Annotated in this window: 16 protein-coding genes, 1 CRISPR repeat array and 1 riboswitch; of the genes, 2 read left to right on the plus strand and 14 right to left on the minus strand. The window is 45.6% G+C overall.

Annotated features, from left to right (window positions below; all coding sequences use genetic code 11):
• The first annotated feature begins 92 nt into the window (after positions 1–92).
• On the plus strand, positions 93–968 hold the full coding sequence (locus tag DWY63_RS04970) for an AraC family transcriptional regulator (protein ID WP_158568323.1): 876 nt from the start codon (positions 93–95) through the stop codon (positions 966–968).
• 91 nt (positions 969–1059) lie between these two features.
• Here DWY63_RS04970 and DWY63_RS04975 read toward each other — a convergent pair whose 3' ends face one another.
• The gene (locus tag DWY63_RS04975; RefSeq protein ID WP_022462176.1) at positions 1060–1884 is read right to left on the minus strand and encodes a TrmH family RNA methyltransferase; all 825 of its coding nucleotides are present in this window, start codon (positions 1882–1884) and stop codon (positions 1060–1062) included.
• A 359-nt stretch (positions 1885–2243) separates the two neighbouring features.
• Between DWY63_RS04975 and DWY63_RS04980 the strand changes: the two genes are divergently transcribed.
• The gene (locus DWY63_RS04980) at positions 2244–2702 is read left to right on the plus strand and encodes a DUF2798 domain-containing protein (RefSeq protein ID WP_022462175.1); all 459 of its coding nucleotides are present in this window, start codon (positions 2244–2246) and stop codon (positions 2700–2702) included.
• Between the two features lie 112 nt (positions 2703–2814).
• On the opposite strand, the gene DWY63_RS04985 is transcribed toward DWY63_RS04980, so the two are convergent.
• The 13 genes from DWY63_RS04985 to cas3 all read right to left on the minus strand — a co-directional run bounded on the left by DWY63_RS04985 (position 2815) and on the right by cas3 (position 19355).
• Positions 2815–3426, minus strand: a complete 612-nt coding sequence (locus DWY63_RS04985) for a hypothetical protein (protein ID WP_022462174.1) — start codon at positions 3424–3426, stop codon at positions 2815–2817.
• Positions 3427–3565: 139 nt separating this feature from the next.
• The gene (locus DWY63_RS04990; RefSeq protein WP_117509530.1) at positions 3566–4870 is read right to left on the minus strand and encodes a sirohydrochlorin cobaltochelatase; all 1305 of its coding nucleotides are present in this window, start codon (positions 4868–4870) and stop codon (positions 3566–3568) included.
• A 294-nt stretch (positions 4871–5164) separates the two neighbouring features.
• Positions 5165–5358: riboswitch (cobalamin riboswitch) on the minus strand.
• Between the two features lie 63 nt (positions 5359–5421).
• Positions 5422–7152 carry an amino acid ABC transporter ATP-binding/permease protein gene (locus tag DWY63_RS04995; protein ID WP_117761011.1) on the minus strand — a complete coding sequence of 577 codons (1731 nt, stop codon included), beginning with the start codon at positions 7150–7152 and terminating at the stop codon, positions 5422–5424.
• Positions 7152–8891, minus strand: a complete 1740-nt coding sequence (locus tag DWY63_RS05000; protein WP_117801501.1) for an ABC transporter ATP-binding protein/permease — start codon at positions 8889–8891, stop codon at positions 7152–7154. The genes DWY63_RS04995 and DWY63_RS05000 overlap by 1 nt, the downstream gene beginning before the upstream one ends.
• Before the next feature lie 13 nt (positions 8892–8904).
• The gene (locus DWY63_RS05005) at positions 8905–9252 is read right to left on the minus strand and encodes a nitrous oxide-stimulated promoter family protein (protein WP_022462170.1); all 348 of its coding nucleotides are present in this window, start codon (positions 9250–9252) and stop codon (positions 8905–8907) included.
• On the minus strand, positions 9249–9653 hold the full coding sequence (locus tag DWY63_RS05010) for a YbaN family protein (protein ID WP_117801502.1): 405 nt from the start codon (positions 9651–9653) through the stop codon (positions 9249–9251). Before DWY63_RS05010 ends, DWY63_RS05005 begins: the two co-directional genes overlap by 4 nt.
• Positions 9654–9945: 292 nt before the next feature.
• Positions 9946–11127: a CRISPR direct-repeat array (repeat unit 30 nt; unit sequence ATTTCAACTCACGCCCTCACGGAGGGCGAC).
• Between the two features lie 171 nt (positions 11128–11298).
• Positions 11299–11589 (minus strand): CRISPR-associated endonuclease Cas2, encoded by a 291-nt coding sequence (gene cas2 / locus DWY63_RS05015; protein ID WP_117761005.1) that lies wholly within the window; start codon positions 11587–11589, stop codon positions 11299–11301.
• A 10-nt stretch (positions 11590–11599) separates the two neighbouring features.
• The gene (gene cas1c, locus DWY63_RS05020) at positions 11600–12631 is read right to left on the minus strand and encodes a type I-C CRISPR-associated endonuclease Cas1c (RefSeq protein WP_117801503.1); all 1032 of its coding nucleotides are present in this window, start codon (positions 12629–12631) and stop codon (positions 11600–11602) included.
• A complete protein-coding gene (cas4, locus tag DWY63_RS05025; RefSeq protein ID WP_055264944.1) occupies positions 12628–13293 on the minus strand; it encodes a CRISPR-associated protein Cas4 in 666 nt (221 codons plus the stop codon). Before cas4 ends, cas1c begins: the two co-directional genes overlap by 4 nt.
• A gap of 34 nt (positions 13294–13327) precedes the next feature.
• The gene (cas7c, locus tag DWY63_RS05030; RefSeq protein WP_117761001.1) at positions 13328–14185 is read right to left on the minus strand and encodes a type I-C CRISPR-associated protein Cas7/Csd2; all 858 of its coding nucleotides are present in this window, start codon (positions 14183–14185) and stop codon (positions 13328–13330) included.
• Between the two features lie 4 nt (positions 14186–14189).
• Positions 14190–16124: a type I-C CRISPR-associated protein Cas8c/Csd1 gene (gene cas8c, locus DWY63_RS05035; RefSeq protein WP_117801504.1), complete on the minus strand. Its 1935-nt coding sequence runs from the start codon at positions 16122–16124 to the stop codon at positions 14190–14192.
• Positions 16121–16855 (minus strand): type I-C CRISPR-associated protein Cas5c, encoded by a 735-nt coding sequence (gene cas5c / locus DWY63_RS05040; RefSeq protein ID WP_117801505.1) that lies wholly within the window; start codon positions 16853–16855, stop codon positions 16121–16123. Before cas5c ends, cas8c begins: the two co-directional genes overlap by 4 nt.
• A 19-nt stretch (positions 16856–16874) precedes the next feature.
• Positions 16875–19355, minus strand: coding sequence for a CRISPR-associated helicase Cas3' (cas3, locus tag DWY63_RS05045; RefSeq protein WP_117801506.1), 2481 nt, complete (start codon positions 19353–19355; stop codon positions 16875–16877).
• Positions 19356–19968: the final 613 nt, after the last annotated feature.

The following is a 19968-nucleotide window of genomic DNA, read 5'->3' on the forward strand; positions in this document are numbered from 1 at the left end:
CTATTTCATTCTAATACTATTCTATGATTTTATGCATGCCGCGCTCTGCCATTTCCGGCATTTTACAGACATGCTTTTTGGAGGAGGATTTTATGATGCTTTCTGCTGCGAAAGAAAAACGCCAGCACGGCTCCATGCAGGTTCCCTACAGTTATTATGACTGCCGGATGCCCGACTATTTTCCCGGCGTACCGCTGCACTGGCACGGGGAGATGGAGCTGAATTATATCAAACGCGGAACGGGGTATTTTCAGTATGAGGACCGTCTGCTTACGGCGCATGCCGGTGATATTTTTCTGATTCAGCCGAACCTCGTACATGCCATTCTGCCCGCCGAGCAGGAGTCGATGTTTTATGATACGATTGTTTTCCACCAGAATATGCTGATCGGCGGGTATGACGACCGCAGCTACACGGAAATTCTGCAGCCGTTTTTCTCCGCCCGGCGCCGCATCCAGGCACCGATTTCACCCGAACATTCCGGTTATGCTGCACTTTCTGCATCCGTCCATCAGATTTTCCGCTGCATCCGTGAAAACTCTGCTGTCTCCGATCTTCTGCTGAAAAGTGAGCTGCTCCGCTTCTTCTATCTGCTCGCCGCATCGCCGGAACTCTGCACCGATCGTCCCGCCATGCCTGCGGCTGCTGAAAACCTGCGGCCTGTGCTCGCCTATATCCAGGAGCACTTCGCCGACCCGATTACCATAGAGGAACTTGCCAGGCTGTCGCATTTGAGCAAAAGCTATTTTATGAGCTGTTTTAAGCAGACCTTCGGACTCGGGGCCGTTGAATATCTGACACAGCTTCGGATCAAAGCCGCCTGCGAGGCGCTGCGCAGTACGACGCGGAGTGTGTCCGAAATCGCGTACGACAATGGTTTCCGCAACCTTTCCAACTTCAACCGGCAGTTCCGAAGCAAAGTGGGATGTACGCCGCAGATGTATCGGAAGGAATTTCAAAATCCGTAAATTCAAAAAGGGATGCATCAAAATATGCATCCCGAAAATCTATCTCTGATCCTATTTTTATTCCGTAATCTCCGGTACCGACGGAACATCTTTATCTTCTTCCCGCCAGCTCCCAGAATGCGACAGCGCTCGCCGCAGCGACGTTCAGTGAATCCACACCGTGTGTCATCGGAATCAGCACGGTTGCATCTGTTTCAGCGATCGTATCACTTGCCAGTCCGTCACCCTCGGTTCCGAGCAGAATGGCGAGCTTTTCATGCGTTTTTAACGACGGATCATCCATCGGAACGGAGTCTTCTTTTAATGCCATCGCAACGGTATAAAATCCAAGTTCCTGCAGTGCAGCAATTCCCTGCTCCGGCCAGTAACTGCCGCCTGGCAGCACGGTCCACGGGACCTGGAAGACATTTCCCATGCTCACGCGGATGGCACGGCGGTACAGCGGGTTGCTGCAGCCTGATGTGAGGAGCACGGCATCGATGCCAAGTGCGGCGGCAGAACGGAAAATCGCACCGACATTCGTCGGGTTCACGACATTTTCCAGGATCGCCACGCGGCGGGCATTCCGGCAGATTTCCTCCATAGCCGGAAGCGTGCGGCGGTGCATCGCGCAGAGCATGCCGCGCGTGAGGGCAAAGCCTGTGAGCTGTTCCAGCACCTTCGTCTCTGCTGTATAGACCGGCGCGTCCGGGCAGTGCGCAAAGAGTGCTTCGTTTGCGGCAAGCTCTGCGCTTCCGGCAAGGAATGAAACCGGTTCATAACCGGCATCCAGTGCGCGCTCGATGACACGCGGACTCTCTGCGAGAAAAAGGCCTGGCTGCGGTTCATAATAGTGCAATAACTGCGGTTCTGAAAGACGCGCATACACGTCGAGCTCCGGCGCCGCAAAGTTTTCGATTTTTCTGATCTCTGACATAATATTGATTTCCTTTTGCGTTTTCTCTTTGTTTTCACTATGTTCTATTGTAGCAATCCCGCTCCCGTTTCGCAATCCATTCTTTTTCCCGCCGGTGCCGTTCCCCGCACCATTCGCCAAACCGTGCTTCCAGCACGCATCGAATTTTCTTGTTTATCTGTCTTTTTTAAAAATTTCTCAATTTCCTCTTGCCAAACGCCGCCGGAGACGTTATAATAATCGACGGTTCAAAATTAAAAACTGCAGAAAAGATTGGTATCAGATTGGAAACGGCACAAGTGCATTGCTTGGTTAACGAACAACACATGTGTCTTTTTTGCGCCCATTTTTCAAAATTGCAAAGAAAAGGAGAACAATCGATGCCAAAAACAAAATTTCAAAACGTTGTATTTACCCTCATGATGTCCTTTCTGATGGTCTATGCCATGATCTGCTACAACATTTCCATGAACATCGGCGGAATGACAAATCAGGTCTTTCTGATGGCGTTTCACGAGATGATAATCATGTGGCCGGCCGCTTTTATCCTCGAGTTTTTCCTCGTGGATCATCTGGCTCACAAATTAGCTTTTTGCATGGTAACACCGCAGGATCGTCCGATCGTAATCACGCTGGCAATTTCCATTATGATTATTGCTATTATGTGTCCGATTATGAGTTTTATTGCAACACTGCTGTTTAAAAATGCCGGAAAAGAATTTGTCGCTGTCTGGCTCCAAACCACGTTCTTAAATTTCCCGGTTGCCTTCTTCTGGCAGCTCATGTACTGCGGACCCTTCATCCGTTTTCTGTTCCGCAAACTGTTTCCGGAGAAATAAGAAAAGATATCCACAAAGGGAACCGTTTTTCCCCTCTCTGTCCACAATTTCTGTGGACAGACGGTGCAAAATGGTTCACCTTCTGTGGATATCTTTTTTGTTTTTTCCCGGATTACTCCTGTGGTACCGGATTGGATACGCTGACTACATGATCATACCAGGTTCCTTTTTTACCAATGATCGCAACATTGAAATCCTCGTCCAGTTTTTCTACCGGGATATCAAAGCCGTACACTTCATCTGTGGTTCCGTCAGAATACGTTACCTCATCTGTGGTCGGCTCGATCAGCTCTGCACCGTCTGCCTGCGCTTCTTCTTTTGTTCCCACAAAGACATTGACAATGTTTTTGGATACCAGGCTGACGTGGATGGTCATTTTTCCGTCTTTTACCGTCAGGACACCTTTTCCTTCTTTTGCTTCATTGACATGGAACATATTGCTGTCTGTATTGAAGTCTGCCGTATACGTACCGTCTTCCAGCTCTGATGCGCTGCTTTCTCCTGCAGTCTCCGCTGCCGATGCGCTTTCTGCTGAAACATCTGATGTGGATGTACTGCTCTCTGCCTTAGATGCATCCTGTACAGAAGCGGAAGATGCGTCTGCCGCAGAAGACGCAGATACTGCAGATGCAGAAGATGACGCTGCATCCTTTCCGCCACATGCGCCGAGCATGGATACAGTCAGTGCTGCTCCAAGAAAAAGAACTGCCAATTTTTTTCTCATAATAAATTTCCTCCTTGTATCACCTTGAAGCGGATCTTTTTCATCCGCTCAACTTAAAATCCGACAGCACACTGAGTCTCTTCAGCCGTACTGCCGGATCTTATTTTACTCTATTTTACGTTCGGAATGCAACCCCTAATTATTCAGCATCGTCCTGAACGCCGTTGCCGTCCATAGCTGCCTTGGTATGCTGTACATACAGCTGCTCAACAGCATCAATTCTTCCAAGACCTTCGATCTGAGTGTCGATCTCGTCGAATGCACCGGATGCCTCAAACTGGCTCTTCCAGGAATCCTCATCCTCGCCTGCCATATCGTTGTTTGCGTGGTCACCTGCAACAACCATCAGCGGCCGAAGAATTACTTTCTTGTATCCGGCTGCTTTTACTGCCTCGATCACATTCTCGCAGGCGGTCTCTTCCGGCTTGCCCTCAACGGTTCCGATGAATACGTTTTTGTATCCAAGAGTATCCATCTGTGTCTGCATCTGGCTGTAGGTTACATTTGCAGTGTGGGAAGTACCATGTCCCATAAATACGAAAGCAGTGCCGTCCTCTGCTGCTGCATCCAGACTGTCATAATTTGCAGATTTTACTGCCTGTGCCGTGATTGCTTCTGCAACGGCCTGTTTGTCCTCGTTGATTACGGTAGCGTCACTTCCAACCTCGCCAAGCAGCGGCTCTGCGATGGTTACGGACTCAAATTTATCTTTATAGCTATCTACTGCTTCTTTCAGCTCGTCGTACTCTGCGCCGTGCATCAGATGAGTCGGCTGAATAATCAGTTTTTTCACGCCATTGCTTACAGCTCTTTCCAGTGCCTGATCTACGTTGTCGATCTTCTCGTCATCGCGGGCCTGTACATGGTTGATGATGATCTGTGCAGTGAAGGCACGTCTTACGGACCAGTCCGGATATGCAGCCTGCAGAGCTTTCTCAACGCCTCCGATATCCTCAGCACGGCTGTCGTTGAAGGAAGTACCAAAGCTTACAACCAGAAGCTCATTCTCGCCGATCTCGTCTCCGTTTAACGGATCATCCTTGGAAGCATCCCCTGTGTCTCTTCCGAAGTAATCCGGATCTGCGTTCTCACCTTCTACGAGTTCTTTCTGTGCGTCTGTCAGGGCATCCCATGCCTCTTTTGCTTCTTTGCACTGCTCGTCGGTGTTATCATTTCTTTCCTGTACATAAATTGCGTCAATCAAAGCTGCCACTTTATCTGCTGCCTCCTGGTCTGCATCTGCGGATACCTCTTCAGATGCGGAAGATGCGCTTACGCTGCTGCTTGCTGCTGTGGTGTCTTCCTCAGATGCGGAAGATGCACTTACGCTGCTTGTTGCTGTGCTGCTTGCGCTGCTGCTGGATGCGTTGCTGCTTCCGCATGCGCCGAGCATAGATGTTACCATAGCTGCTGAAATTAAAGCGACTACAAGTTTCTTTTTCATTTTTGTTTTCCTCCCATTTGCTGGTATCTTTGCAACAACCAATATCGGGGACGTTTTACATTTCAAACTATGAGAAACACGCTCCGCGAGTTTCTCAAGTTATCGCGGCAGTCGCTAAGGTCTCGTGCAAGCACGGACTTTGGCTCGTTGCCCGCGTAAATAGAAAGAAGCCCTTTCGTTTTTCAACGAGGGGCTTCCAGTATTTTCATCACAAAGAAAACCATCTCACCCGCTGTGGGGCAAATGTCCGCTTTCCTGTTTTGTACTGCCAGTTCCTCGTGGCACGAACGTAACGTTCCTGTACTGCGAAAGGCAGGTCTCCCGGCTCATTGCTTCAGGATTTGACTCCAGCGCATCGGTCTCCTTCCCGGTTTCCCAGTGGATCATTCCCCTGCTTGCAAAATACGGTGACGAGTTCGTGCAGGATTCACACCTGCTTCCCTTTTCACCGGACACGCATGTCCGACACCTTACACATCGATATTTAATTGTTTTTTCTTTAACGACTGTTAGTGTAGCACATCGTCTTTTCTCTGTCAAGTGCTGTAAAATCAGGAAATCCGGCCATTTTCCATTTCATATACCACATCCGCGACGTTCATCGTGGACACTCTGTGCGATACGAGCACAATGGTTTTCTCTTCTGCCGATTCTTTCAGGGATTTCAGAATAATTCCTTCATTTAAGGAATCAAGATTCGATGTCGGCTCGTCCAGCAGGATCATGGATGCGTCATGCAGGAATGCCCGCGCGATACCGATCCGCTGTTTTTCTCCGCCGGACAGCGTATCGCCGAGTTCTCCGACTTCGGTGTCGTAGCCGTTTGGCAGTGTCATGATGAAATCATGTATGGACGCCTTCTTCGCCGCCTCCATAATTTCTTCCCGCGTCGCGCCGGGTTTTGCAATAGCGATGTTGTTCGCAATCGAATCGTGGAACAGATGTGTCTCCTGCGTCACATAGCTTTCCATATCGCGCAGATACTTCGTCGGGATTTCGCGGACATCGGCTCCGTCCACGGAAACGCGCCCCGTCTGGACATCCCAGAAGCGCATCAGAAGTTTTAAGATCGTCGATTTTCCGGAACCGCTCGCGCCGTGGATGCCGGTGATTTTTCCCGGTTCCAGTTTCAGCGAATACTGATCCAGAATCGTCTCGTCTTCGTAGGCAAACGTTACATTCTGCGCCTCGGCTCCTGCAAATGCGTGGTCACCGCCGGATGCCGCATCTCCCGGAATTTCTTCCACCAGCGGCGCTTCCTCGAGAAGGGAAAGCACACGCTCGCCGCTTGCCAGCGTCTGATTCAGGTTATTCGACAGGCTGGACAGCGCCACGACCGGGCCGAAGGAACCCATCATCGCGATTGTGCAGGTCAGGACTCCCTCAAATCCGATCCCGCCTTTCGTGTAAAGATAGATCGTCAGTGCCAGCATGCCGAACGATGCCAGAAGAATCACCATGTTGGTGACAGACCGCTGGGAGCCTTCCATGCGGCTTAAGTTTTCCTGCACAGAAGTCAGTTCTTTCGACCGCCCTGACATCTGCTCTTTCCGTTTTTCGCCCTGTCCGTACTGAATCGTCTCGTCGAGGCCACGCAGGGAATCCAGCACGAAGCTGTTCAGCTCGCCAAAGCCTGTCCGGAACTCCATTCCTTTCTGGCTTCCGCGCTTTCCGTTCCACATCGGGATCACAACGCCGACCGTCAGATACGCCGCAAGTGCAAGCAGCCCTGCCAGAACATGGTATCTTCCAATGAAGCATACCATAATCAAAGAAGTTAATGCTGCAATCGCAATCGGGGAAATCGTATGCGCATAGAATACTTCCAGAAGTTCGATATCGGTTGTGATAATCGAAATCAGATTTCCTTTGTCCCGTCCTTCCAGCTTCGCCGGGCAGAGCTTCCGCAAAGCTGCAAACACTTTATGGCGGATGATCGCCAGCAGTTTAAAAGCAATAAAGTGGTTGCAGTACTGCTCCGCATAATGCAGAATGCCGCGCAGCACCGCGATCACGATCATCACCGTGAGTATCGTTTTTACCGGGGTATGTACAAGCCACATGTTTTGCACCGAAAGGCTCGTCCCTGCCGCGCCCGTCAGTAAGCCATGCACGATGACCTGTCCTGCCAGAATCGTCAGGAAGATCGCACATAAATATCCCATTGTTCCAAGAATAATTGCCGCCATCATAATATGAAGCAATGGCTTCACCAGCCCGATCAGGCTTCCCATAATCCGGAGGGCGCTTCTGCGTTTTGCTGTATTTTTCTTCTCGTGCATCATGCATTCCCCTGCTTTCCATAGTTTTCCAGTACCATCTGGCTGTCGTACAGATGCCGGTATGCGCCGTTCTGTTCCATCAGTTCCGCATGCGTTCCACGCTCGCAGATGGTACCGTTTTTCAGGAAATAAATCTGATCTGACTGTACGACGTTCGCAAGGCGGTGGGAAATCAGCAATACCGTTTTCGTCTTTGCGAGTTCATGAATCACATTCATGATCATCTCTTCACTCTCGACATCAATATTCGATGCGGCTTCATCAAAGATATACACCGCACTGTCGCTCCGAAGCAGCGCCCGCGCAATCACAAGACGCTGGCACTGGCCGCCGGAGAGGTTTCCTGCTTTTTCGAGAAGCTCTGTCTGCAGTCCGTTCTGTGTCTGTAAGAATCCCAGCAGATTGACTTTCTGCAGAACCGCCTCCATCTCCTCCTTCGTCGCATCCGGTTTCGCCATGCGCAGGTTCTCTTCTACGTTTCCTTTAAATAAGTAACTATTGTGGCGGACCAGAACAATGTGCTTCATCAGATCCGTCTCAGCGACTTCCGAGAGCGGCACACCGCCCAGGGTGATGCGCCCTGTATATCCACGGTTCTTTGCCGCAAGGATACCCGCGATCGTACTCTTTCCGCAGCCGGATTCGCCGACCAGTGATACAAAACTGCCCGCCGGGAGCGTCAGGTCAATGCCTTTTAAGATTTCCCGGTCCTCTTCATAGGAAAAATGTACATCCTCCAACACGACATCCAGCGGTCCGTCCGGCAGCGTCCGCTCTCCCGTCTGCGGCTCCGGCAGATCGAGGATTTTGAAAATCTTGTCACTCGCCGCCATGCCGTTCATCGCAATGTGGAAGAACGATCCGAGCAGACGCAGCGGCAGGAAAAACTCACTCGCCAGCAGCACAATGCAGAGCGCGCCGGACACGGTGAGGTTTCCTTTCAGAAATTCCGATACCGCCACCGCCATGCCAACCGCCGCGCCGCCGTATGCTACGATGTCCATCACGCTCGTTGAGTTGAGCTGCATCGTCAGAACTTTCATCGTGATCCGGCGGAAGTTCTGGGATTCCACATCCATCTCGTCGGCTTTCTGCTGGTCGGCCTGATAGATTTTTAAGGTCGTCAGACCCTGCAGATTTTCAAGGAACGAATCGCCGAGCCCTGTGTAAATACTCCAATATTTGTTCAGAAGCTTCTTCGCAATCTTCTGCACAACCACAATCGAAATCGGGATCAGCGGCACACAGATCAGAAGAATCACGCTCGCTTTCATGCTCACCCGGCAGAGGATCACAAACAAGGTGAGCGGCGCAATCAGGCTGTAGAACAGCTGCGGAAGATACTTTCCAAAATAGGTTTCGAGCTGCTCCACGCCTTCCGTGGATACCTGTACGACCTCCGAGGATGATACCTGTTCGCTGTAGGATGCCCCCAGTTTCAGCATTTTCTCATAAATTTTCTCACGCAGAATCCGTTTCACATCCACACACGCAAGATACGACGACCGCGCGCCCATCCGCTCGCAGAAAAAGCGGATCACAACAACAATTGCCAGTGTAAAAATCGTCCGTTTCACAGCCGCTGCCGTTACCGCACCATACACGACCCGTTCCAGCAGATCGGCAACCGTAAATACCGCGATCACCTGCGACAGAAGCGCCGCCCACTGCCACAGAATCGTGTACACGATATACTTTTTCGCGTGGGACAGCAGCCCCACCAGTCTTGTTTTAATCATAAGTACCTCTCTTTTATGCTTTTGCTTTTCGCTTCTCTCTCATGCTGCAGATTAAATGCCAGATAGCTAAAATCGGATGATACAGCAGCATCCTCGGCCCCGAAAACCGCATAACGGCGCGGATCTTTTCCCGCATTTCCGGCTTGTAGCAGTGTACTTTGCAGTTTGCGCAGAATGTTTTCTGTTCCATGAAGGGACATTTCTGGCTCCGCTGTTTTGCATAGTCCGCTAATTTCTGACATTCCGGACACATTCCGCCGGATGCATGCCCCTCTTTTCCATGGTTCTTCCGGCAGTACAGGCGGATCATCTCTTCCACGACGTACTGTTCTTTCTGCCGCTTTTTTTCTACTTTGTTCATTTTGTTTCTCCTAGGATATGATCTTCTATTTTTACGGTTTTGACCCGCAGGAAGAAATACAAAATATGGCACATCCATACCACAGCAATACAGATTCTTCCGATCGGCACATTCTTCATAGCAAAAAAGCCGATCGCCATCACAACCGTTACCATCCCGATAATTTTACATTTCGTTCCTACCGTCATCGCCCGATGCTGTACGAAGCTGTCGAGATGCTTCTTATATAATTGAGTTCCAATAAACCAGCTGTGCAGCCGTTCCGAACTTTTCGCAAAGCAGAACAGGGTCGCCATATAGAATGGAACTGTCGGCAGAATCGGAAGCACAATGCCGATGGTGCCAAATCCCAGGCACAGAAAGCCGAGTATAATCCAAAAAATTGTCAGTGGATTTCTCATCATTTTCCTCCTTTCTTATCGAATAATAAATAGAAAAATAGCCGCCCATGGTTCTTGGCGAATACATGAGCGGTTAGTTATCACTTACGCTAGTTATAGATTAACATTATTTAACTTTCATGTCAAACACATTTCACTCCTGAGAGAACGCTCCTCTGCTTGCAGAATAACTGCTGTTATTTCAACTCACGAAGTGTGATACATCATACCCTAAATAATTCCGCCAATGTTTGAAGATTCAACTCACGGAGGGCGACAAAACTGGTGGTTGCGTTATCCCACCTTTTTACGTACTTCAACTCACGCCCTCACGGAGGGCGACTCTTTTATCGGAAACTGGCGCTGCGCCCTCATTATTTCAACTCACGCCCTCACGGAGGGCGACCGTCTGCGTCTCCAACTGCTTTCTGCTGTGCGAATTTCAACTCACGCCCTCACGGAGGGCGACGCAGACATTTTCTGTAGGTTTCTTCGTCAAAAAATTTCAACTCACGCCCTCACGGAGGGCGACAAGGATTCTGTCGCCGTAGCGGCGGATGCCCTGATTTCAACTCACGCCCTCACGGCGGGCGACGTAGCTCGGCAACATCATCGTTGCACTCTATGACCATTTCGACTCACGCCCTCACGGAGGGCGACACGTTCTTGCTGTATTCCTACCATATATCCTAGGATATTTCAACTCACGCCCTCACGGAGGGCGACCTCGGCCAGAGTTTCCACCGATGCTGTAGAAGTTGCATTTCAACTCACGCCCTCACGGAGGGCGACGCTGGGAATTGTGTCTCCGTTAGTGGCATACTTATTTCAACTCACGCCCTCACGGAGGGCGACGTGGTTTCAAATTTATATCAAGCATAGGTTAGCCATTTCAACTCACGCCCTCACGGAGGGCGACATCTCATACACATAGTTATTCATCAATTTATATATTTCAACTCACGCCCTCACGGAGGGCGACAATTGACAAAGACGTAATAATAGCATATAATATATTTCAACTCACGCCCTCACGGAGGGCGACCTTCACCAGCTCCCATGCTCTTTTCATTATCTTCGATATTTCAACTCACGCCCTCACGGAGGGCGACGGTCTTTCGTTGCTTTCATTTCCAGTCCGGTGTTATTTCAACTCACGCCCTCACGGAGGGCGACAATACCCCGGCTTCGCAGGCTCAATGACCTCTCCGCATTTCAACTCACGCCCTCACGGAGGGCGACGTCGATTTTTGCATCTCTACCATTCGGGAATACATTTCAACTCACGCCCTCACGGAGGGCGACGATGACCTCAAGTTCATTCTCCGAGTTATTCTGCATTTCAACTCACGCCCTCACGGAGGGCGACAGCAAAGCAATCTATAATCAACTCTTTCATTTCATTTCAACTCACGCCCTCACGGAGGGCGACAACAAGATGATACAAGTTTACAAGCCAGAAAACATTTCAACTCACGCCCTCACGGAGGGCGACGGCAAATTTAGACAAATTTTTCTTCTAAATCGCGGCTATGCTTATTCAATATCTCTATATTTTCTTCCTCATTTCATCTCCCTCCTCCCCCAAATTCTATCTTTTCAGCAAAAATCCTTTAAATTTCAAGTGCGAATCTTCCTGCTTTTTTCTGTGCACTTGGCATTCGCACTACAGAATCAGTGTGTCCATCACGTCAAATACCGCTTTTGCACCAACATGTTCTACTTTGTTTTTGTACTTTTCACCCAAATAGTAAAACCGCAAACTATCGGTCTCTTTATCTATGATTTTTTCTAGTATATCTTTTACCTGTCGGCACTTAGCCGCATCCATCTGGCACTCGAAGACAGAATTTTGGACTCGCTGGCCGTAATTGGTACATTCTTTTGCTACCTTGCGCAATCGCGTTCTGCCTGCTACGGTTTGTGTATTTACATCATATGTGATCAGCACCAGCATTAAAAATCACCTACTTCCACAAAAATGGCGGATATTCATCCAGATCCCCTCGCAGGAAACGTGCCAGCAGCATGCTCTGTGCATATGGAACCATTCCCCACTCGATCTTTTCGCCTAAAAATGGATGCGTAATCATCTCCTGTTTTTTTCCCTGCCATGCACTAAGAAAGGCTTTTCGTCCCTCCTCCGTCATAATAACGGCACCGTTTTCCTTAGTTAAAAAATATTCTGGCTTCATAATCCTCTTGTTGATAAGTGTTAGAACAAACCGATCTACCATAACGCTACGAAATTCTTCCATCAGATCCAGCGCCAATGACATTCGTCCCGGACGATCTGTGTGGAAAAATCCAACATATGGATCCAGGCCCACTGCTTCCAGCGCCCCGCCGCACATTCCTGCCAGTAAAGAATATCCAAACGAAAGCATCGCATTCACATTATCTAACAGTGGTCTCTTATTTCTTCCATGAAAATAAAAATCCTCTTTCTGCTGCAGAATAAGTTCATCAAAAGCGGAAAAATATACCGATGCAGCTTCTCCTTCCAGTCCTAAAAGTGTTCCCGCATCTTCACATTCTCTGATTTTATTCATACTCTGCCCCATAAAAGCTGATTTTTTCTTAAGCAATTCTGCATCCAGCCGCATACTGTAATCTCTGGCGGCTCTCTCGAGCACCCACCTGGCATTATAGACTTTGCCAAGAATAAAATTCTTTGCTATTTTGACGCTTTCTTCTTTTTTCTCACTGATGCGGTATTGTGTTTTTCGCAGTGTCACATTTCCCTTTTCTTCTCCGCTGACTCTCGCCAGAAAACGGCCATTTCCGGACATAAAGGATAATTCAATGTTTCTTTGCGCGCACGCCCCCATTAATGCCGGACTCGCTCCTGTATAGCCAAAGGTCACGATCGCCTGTAAATTATGTAAAGGGATTCTTCCTATTTCCTTTTTATCCTCCATTACTACGACATTTTCCCCATCAAGTGAAAGATAACGATTTCCAGAAGTAATATACAAGGTATTCAGCAATCTTTTCATAGATTTTCCTCTTCCTGCATTCTCTTGGTAATGTATTCCGCAACCAATTTATTCTTATTTAAAACCGGCAGACAAATATCTTTCAAGGAACATGCATTACATTTCCTGCTTATTTTTACTTTCGGTGTATACTGTTGTTCATAATACTTATGCATTTCTGCAAATATCTGCTTCACTTTTTCCCGGATTGCATTATCAAATTCTACCTTATGGCGTCTGCGGACTTCACCGTAATAAAGATATCCATACTCGATTTCACAACACAGCATTTCTTCCAGACAAAACGCCTGCGCTGCCAACTGCAGGATATCCTCTTCTCCTTCTTTTGGTTTTCCCCGCTTATATTCTATTGGCACTACACGATAAAATCCTTCTTTTCCATGCAGTGAAATCCCCTCTTTCACCCGATGAAATTCCACCACATCGCACTCGCCGCTCACTCCCATTTCGCAGGAGTGAACCGGCATCGCACGCACAATCAGCAGATCTCCTCTTTTTTCTTTGAGACCCGGATTATGTGCATTTTCATGAAGAATCTTTCCCTCTACCGTGCGGACATTCTCCTGCCACTGCATCTCGATATATGCAAGTGCCCATTGGCGCCGGCAGAATGCAAAATGTTGAATTCCTGACAACTGCAGATAATCATCCTCATCATACATTCCAATTCACCCCTCACGGAAAACGACCGTATCTTTAGACAAAATCAAAAATCTCCGGTTCTCTGCATCCTTCTACATTCCAGGTAATATCATAATCCTTAAAGCTTCTCGGATGATCTAAATCTTTATTCCAGTCAAATCCTCTCTGGATCTTTCCACTCGAAATAGCCGGTGTTTTTTCCTCGTGCTGCCACCAATACATCCGGCATACCTCCATACTTCCTTCCGGACGTGCTGACGATGCATCATTTTCAAACAATGTCATGAGTGCTTCTTTCAGTATCTCAGCATCCTCCTGGGTAAAGCCCGTCTTTTCCGCGAGCTGCACATTGACACTTCCCATCACCTTGTATACAGCAAACCCAACTCTATGTTTCGTTCCCATCGTATCAGATGCCTTTCCTTCTTTTCCGGCCTCGCTGTTTACGCTCTTGGTGATTTGCATACTCATGATATCAATCGGAGACAGACTTACTGCCTGATGAATCGACACCGGACCGCGTACGCCAAAGGATACTGGAATTCCTTTAAATGCAAAAACCTGTCCAAATGCTCTCACATCGATCCACTCCCTGCATGCAATCTGTGCGCAGAGATCTCTGCTCGCATCTTTCTTATTTCCCATCTGTTTTTTAAGCTCCTCGCAACCATCTGCGCGCTCCTTCAGACTCTTGAATGAGTCGTCCGTTCTGTCATCTGACTGCACGAAAATTTTCTGTCCCAGATCCTGCAGGCGGTTTCGGATTTTTCGTTTAATGCAGACATCTGAAATTTCCCCATATCCATCCAGATTAATTCTCGGACGGTTTCCGTTCAGTGGATCTCCATTGGGATTTGCATTCGTTGCACTCACAAATAATGTAAAATCAATTTTTCCTTTTAATTCGCTCATTTCTTTATTCCTCCTCTGTTTTCTCTGTTTTGTAAGTTCTCAGCGCACAGGACTGACTGTGAAATCCAAGTAAATATAAGCCGCTCAAACGTTTATTCTCCTGATAATCGTTTACACTTTCAAATGCGTCCTCGATTTCGTCCAGCAGATTTTCATAAAATCTTCGTTCCGGCACTGGCAATTTGCTCAAATACGGCTGAATATTCTCTTCAATAACTTTCCAGGTTTCAAACGGTCTCTGCGAAAAATTATTCATGTATCGCTTTGCATTTGTAATTCTGCTTCTGTCCTTATCCATATCAAAAGTCCGATATTCAATTCGATCTGCTACAGCAAGCAATCTTCCATACAGGTAATCTCTTTCTGTACAATTTTTGTCTACCGCCATTTTCCATTCCTCCTTATAAAGTTCTTTTCTTCTTTTTTTAACCATGGAGCACGCAAGCTGCAAAATCTGCTCCCAGTTTCTCCGTTCTTTATATGCCAATGGATTAGATGCCTTATTTATCGCCCTTTCCACATAATCAGCTGGTATTCTCTGCCCATCCCAGATACATGGCAAGATACGCTTTGCAACCTCAGCATAAAGTTTTTTGCTGTTTCCATCTACAATGGTAATACTTCCATTATTTTCTATTCCGAATAAAAGATCCGCTATCTCCTTTACTCCAACCATGCCATAATAAACAATTCTTTTTCCGTCTCTCCATTTTTCATGACGCCACCAGCAGTCCTTGTGCCATTTTCTGATATTCTCTAAATATCGCGTTTCTTCAATTTTTTTTGCTTCCACGACTGCCAGGCGCCCCGGTGTTGCTGCATCGACTCCTAATAACACCATATATTTCATGGTCGTGGGACATTTTTCCTCGTTCTGCAGCGTGCGATACCCACTCATCGCCTTCTGAAACAGCTCCGCTCCGATCGCATTGGTGTCAAACTCCGGATCTTCCAGTCCGGTATCCCATTCATCAAATTCAGATATAATATGCTCCGTATCCGAGTCCCATTGAACTTCTAATTCTCCTGCTGAATCCTCCGCTGTTTCCCATGTAGCAAACACCATGGTATCATATGTGCCTCCCTGTCTGCGGATAATCCATTTCAATGCGTTGTGAACCTTCTGGGATGTTTCATTTCCAATTGCAAATGCCTCTTCTTTCGTTGCAAATCGACCACGATACGTAAAATTATCCTTATCATTTGAAGAAATCAGTTTCGCGCCGTCTCCTTCATTTCGGATTTTCTTTGGCTGTAGATAGGAAATACTTTCTCTTTTTCCACTTAAATAGCAAAGTCCCTTTTCCCCTTCCATAGACCGCTGATACTGCTGATATTTTTCCCATAAGGTCTTATCTTTCCAGCATTCATCAACTGTTTCTGTCAGTGGATTACTTAAAGAGCGCACAATAAATCGCACAAACGCTTTACTTTGATCAATTCCCTGAATCGTTTCCTTTTCTGCCAGCGTTCCATCTTCATTTTGCTTCAATACCTTCTGTTCAATCAAATCATGCATCAAACTTTTCTTCTGCAGATAATAATAAATTGCTCTTACTTTATCATGGCAAAATTCTGACTCATACCATTTTTTTAATTGTTCCATATAAATTTCAAAACAGCTTCCATCGTCCGCCACATAAAGCGGATAATCGCCCGCCAGATATCTTAAATTATCACACAGGGGATGGGCTTCTTTTCCAGATGTTCGGCTTCCTGATTTTTCTGTAACCGGAATAATGGTAAATTTATCATTTGCAGGAACCTGTTCGCCATGTAAAAAGTTACCTTCTTCATCAATGGTTACCGTAATCTGTGCCGTTGCCGTTGAGTGGAATGTTGGAAGCAGCGTATAGGGAAATTCACCACGATATTCTATTTTTCCTACCTTGTTCAGATTTTTTTCGTACAAATCCAGTGCTTCTCTTCCCCAGTTCACGTATCTTTCACCTCCCTTTTTTCATGTTCTTCTTTCTCGATATTTTCAAATATTTTCGGCTGCATTTTTCGTATATGACGTTTGATTGTACACTCTTCCGGACGGGGATAAACGATGTAGCCTCCCCTTGTCATGGTCGGATGCTCCCAGAATCTTACCGTCATGTTTCCCTGATCCTCCGACAAAACGGCTTCTTCCGCATAAGTAATTCCGTGATAAGAGAAACCGAAATCTATATCTTTTTCCATATCATCATAATATCCTGCTCCACTGCCAAATTCACACGGTTCCACAAATGCCTGACATTCTCTTGTTCCAAGAAAAATATCTCTCCGGCCTCCGCTCTTTACCATTCTTTCTGACATGCACTGATATTTTCGCTCATTTCTATCCTGTACCATGTTGACCTGATGCTCATTAAATTCAAAATGAGCACGTACCTGATAACGCACATCCTTTAAATACGTGTAGTATGCCAGTTCGTTTCCGCCATTGTATTTAATAGGACGAATACCTTTTGTTTCCGTCTGAATCCGGTTCATAACGCGAATTTCATCAATTACCCAAAAGATCGTGGGTTTCCAAAATATGCTTTCCGTAATACCTCGCAATGCCTCGTAAGTTGGAATTGAATAACTTGTTTTTTCGCCTCCAACACGCACCACCGGATCAGAAAACAATGCATAGTTCCCATACACCTCGTACTCTATGGTATTCGCATGTTTTTCCATTGTACCACCTCCAATATGTTTAATAGTTCTCAAAGTTCATCTGCGGTTCTTCCAGCACACCAACTTCATTGCTGTAATACCCTTCGCTCAACGCGAGTATTTCTTCATCACTAATTTGATATATTGCATTATTAAGACGTTCCTTCTGCACTTCTGAAATTCCAACCGTATATTTTTGCAGTTCCCGCAGCATCCTCTGCTTTTCCTCCCAAGGTAAATACTCACCATCTGCTCCGACAAATGCTGCAATCAGTTTTTTGGCCTCATCATTATAGGGAACCACAACTGGAATCTTATAGTCATTAGAAATAACTTCAAATTCTTTTCCTGCCGTTGCAAATGCCTGTGCCATTCCCCCCTTATACTCTTGTTCAAACTTATGCCAATATTGTTTTCTTCCCGGACAATTTTTTCCCAGCATTTCTAGCAAGGTCGTTTTATAATTTTTCGCCGGAAATTTCGTGATATCAGCCTGCAGCACCTGATAGTAATACTGATAATAAATCGCTATCGCTTTCGACGAATCTAATCTTTTTTCAAAAATTTCAGGCTTACTTCGAAATTGTTCTAATAATTTTTGTACTGCTCTTTGTTCTTCTTGTATCTCTGGCAGCTTTTCCAGACTTTCGGCCTCGTTTGTCAATTGTACAATGTAAATCTTTCCAAACCAGGGATACTCCTTGTGGCGATTTCCTCTTCCAGCGGCCTGGATCACATGATCCAATCCCGCTTTTGATCGAATGACACAGCCAAAAGAAAAATTTACACCCGCTTCTACAACCGGTGTACTGATGCAGATCACTCTGCCTGTATATCCGGATTCTCTATTTTTTCGTAATGCCGCATGGACCGTTTCCAACGTGTCCTCTTTATTTTGCGGGCAAAGTTTATTGCTCAGGTGAAAAACTTGATCTTCGTCTGAACAGCTGCTTTTTATCTTTTCATATACTTGTTTTGCACATTCGGTTGTATTTACTATGACCAGCACATTTCGAAATGTCTCAGCTTGCTGCAACGTAAAATCACAGAGATCCTCAATTTCCATTCCGCCCGGATACGCTTCTGTTTCTGTCAAATCTACGATATCCGTTCTTCGAAAGGCTTCTTCATACTTTTCTATGATTTCCGTCATCTCCATGCATTCACTTAAATTATTCTCTTTCAAATCTTTAATGGATGGCTGGGTAGCTGAACATAATACAACATCCGATTCCGCAAAATTGGTAAGAAAATTTACTGCTAAGTTAAAAAGTTCCATACACTTCTTCGGAATGGCCTGTACCTCATCAAAAATAATCACGCTGTTACATAAGGTATGCATTCTGCGGATATCTCTTTTCTGTCCCGAAAAAAGTACATTCAATACCTGTACAGCTGATGTCATAATAATTGGTACATCCCATGTTTCTGTCAGTTTTTTATAGTCTTTCTCCTGCTTTTTCTCCGAAAGAATCACATTGCAATGATGTTCCAGTACGATATCCGGATCGTCAACTGCTCTCCGGATCTCATCGGCATTCTGACTTAAAATACTGTTAAATGGGGCAACATAAATAATATGCTGTTTTTGGGTCCGCTCGGCACGATACAGTGCAAAGCGCAAACTACTTAATGTCTTTCCAGCTCCCGTTGGTACTGTCAGACGATACAGTCTCGTTTCTTTTTCTGCCTCTTCATAGCACCTCTCAGAAATCTCCTGCCGGACTGCCTGAAGACTCTGGCCATTTTCTGCCTTGTTTCGAATTTCATGATTAAGATAGTTCTCAAAACATTGTATACTCTGTTGCCATATTTTCTGTATTTCTTTCTTTGAAATACGTTGTTTCAATTCTTCATTCTGAAAAAATTTTTCCGTATCTGTCCAATCACTGTCAAGCAGCATAGAAAGCAATACTCTGAAATACATTCCAATATAAAAATATCCATTTCCACAATGACGATTTTGTTTTGTGCTTTTTCGCACAAACATTCCTATTTTTTTATTAATCTGAACATATTGTGCATCTGCTGCTTCGCACACTTTTTGGATTTTCTCTTTATCAAAGATCTGAAAAAATCTTTCCTTCACAATGTCTTCCTGACACTCTTTTTCCGCTCTGCGTTCCTGTAAGGTACACCCGCTTTCAAAATCAATACAGTCGCTGATTCCATGATGTGAGTACACAACTGTACTTAACAGCTCTGCTGCTGTTTTCTGCCGCATCATTTTCCATAGCATCCGTCCACCTGCGGTTGAGTGATCCAAATCGTTTCGGTGTGCCTGATCCCCCTTTTTCAAGATATCTTGAAAATCTTTCTGCACATCATCAGAGAGTTTCCCCGCATCATGAAAAAGTGCGGCCGCCTCGACAAGTTTCTGAATCTCTTCCATAGGACAAATGCTTTTTGCATATGATGTTACATTATCTGTATGTTCCTGAAAGCTCTGGGTACGGCCTGTTTCAAAATCCACATGTGCAAGATAGATGTCACTTGTTTTATTTTCGTTTGTATTATTCATCACTTTTTCCTTTTGTCTATTTTGTTTATTTTTCGGAGTCAAGTTCTGATTTTTTATTCACTTTTACCATATTATAGCAGACTCCGACCTGTAACGCAATATATTTTCAAACTTTTGTTCGATCATATATTTAGTTTATACCTCATCGTTTTCTACTTTGACATGTCAAATAATTCTATTCAAAATCCTTTTTACCACCTCTCCTCTTAAATCGCATTTCTGCCTTAGTATCAATTTGATTTTTATTTTCACATTGGGAATTTACAAAGATTTTTAGATTTTGTAATTCTTCCTTTGTGTGTTAGAGTATTTTTTACTCTAAAATTATAGAAGACTTTACAAATTAGAAAATAACGTATAGAATAGTATATGTTCGTAGTTTACTATTCTTTTTAGATCTTATTTCTAAATTGAATCAGTTTTCTACCTGAAGAAGTTATCCGATACTGCCAATATCTGATAGCTTCTTCTTTTATATTTTCACTATACCACCTTTTCTACTAACATGCAATACAAATTATATTTTTATAAGTATTTCAATAATGTAAAATTTATATTATTGAATAATTCTTAAATAGTTTAAAATATAAAAAGCATCAGATTATTTTCCAAT

This window comes from Blautia sp. AF26-2, assembly GCF_003460955.1.
GTDB classification, from domain to species: Bacteria; Bacillota; Clostridia; order Lachnospirales; family Lachnospiraceae; genus Fusicatenibacter; species Fusicatenibacter saccharivorans.

Coding starts and splice junctions, on each gene's coding strand:
- DWY63_RS04970 (WP_158568323.1), top strand. CDS start 93: ATGATGCTTTCTGCTGCGAAAGAAAAACGCCAGCACGGCTCCATGCAG.
- DWY63_RS04975 (WP_022462176.1), bottom strand. CDS start 1,884: ATGTCAGAGATCAGAAAAATCGAAAACTTTGCGGCGCCGGAGCTCGAC.
- DWY63_RS04980 (WP_022462175.1), top strand. CDS start 2,244: ATGCCAAAAACAAAATTTCAAAACGTTGTATTTACCCTCATGATGTCC.
- DWY63_RS04985 (WP_022462174.1), bottom strand. CDS start 3,426: ATGAGAAAAAAATTGGCAGTTCTTTTTCTTGGAGCAGCACTGACTGTA.
- DWY63_RS04990 (WP_117509530.1), bottom strand. CDS start 4,870: ATGAAAAAGAAACTTGTAGTCGCTTTAATTTCAGCAGCTATGGTAACA.
- DWY63_RS04995 (WP_117761011.1), bottom strand. CDS start 7,152: ATGCACGAGAAGAAAAATACAGCAAAACGCAGAAGCGCCCTCCGGATT.
- DWY63_RS05000 (WP_117801501.1), bottom strand. CDS start 8,891: ATGATTAAAACAAGACTGGTGGGGCTGCTGTCCCACGCGAAAAAGTAT.
- DWY63_RS05005 (WP_022462170.1), bottom strand. CDS start 9,252: ATGAACAAAGTAGAAAAAAAGCGGCAGAAAGAACAGTACGTCGTGGAA.
- DWY63_RS05010 (WP_117801502.1), bottom strand. CDS start 9,653: ATGAGAAATCCACTGACAATTTTTTGGATTATACTCGGCTTTCTGTGC.
- cas2 (WP_117761005.1), bottom strand. CDS start 11,589: ATGCTGGTGCTGATCACATATGATGTAAATACACAAACCGTAGCAGGC.
- cas1c (WP_117801503.1), bottom strand. CDS start 12,631: ATGAAAAGATTGCTGAATACCTTGTATATTACTTCTGGAAATCGTTAT.
- cas4 (WP_055264944.1), bottom strand. CDS start 13,293: ATGTATGATGAGGATGATTATCTGCAGTTGTCAGGAATTCAACATTTT.
- cas7c (WP_117761001.1), bottom strand. CDS start 14,185: ATGAGCGAATTAAAAGGAAAAATTGATTTTACATTATTTGTGAGTGCA.
- cas5c (WP_117801505.1), bottom strand. CDS start 16,855: ATGGAAAAACATGCGAATACCATAGAGTACGAGGTGTATGGGAACTAT.
- cas3 (WP_117801506.1), bottom strand. CDS start 19,355: ATGAATAATACAAACGAAAATAAAACAAGTGACATCTATCTTGCACAT.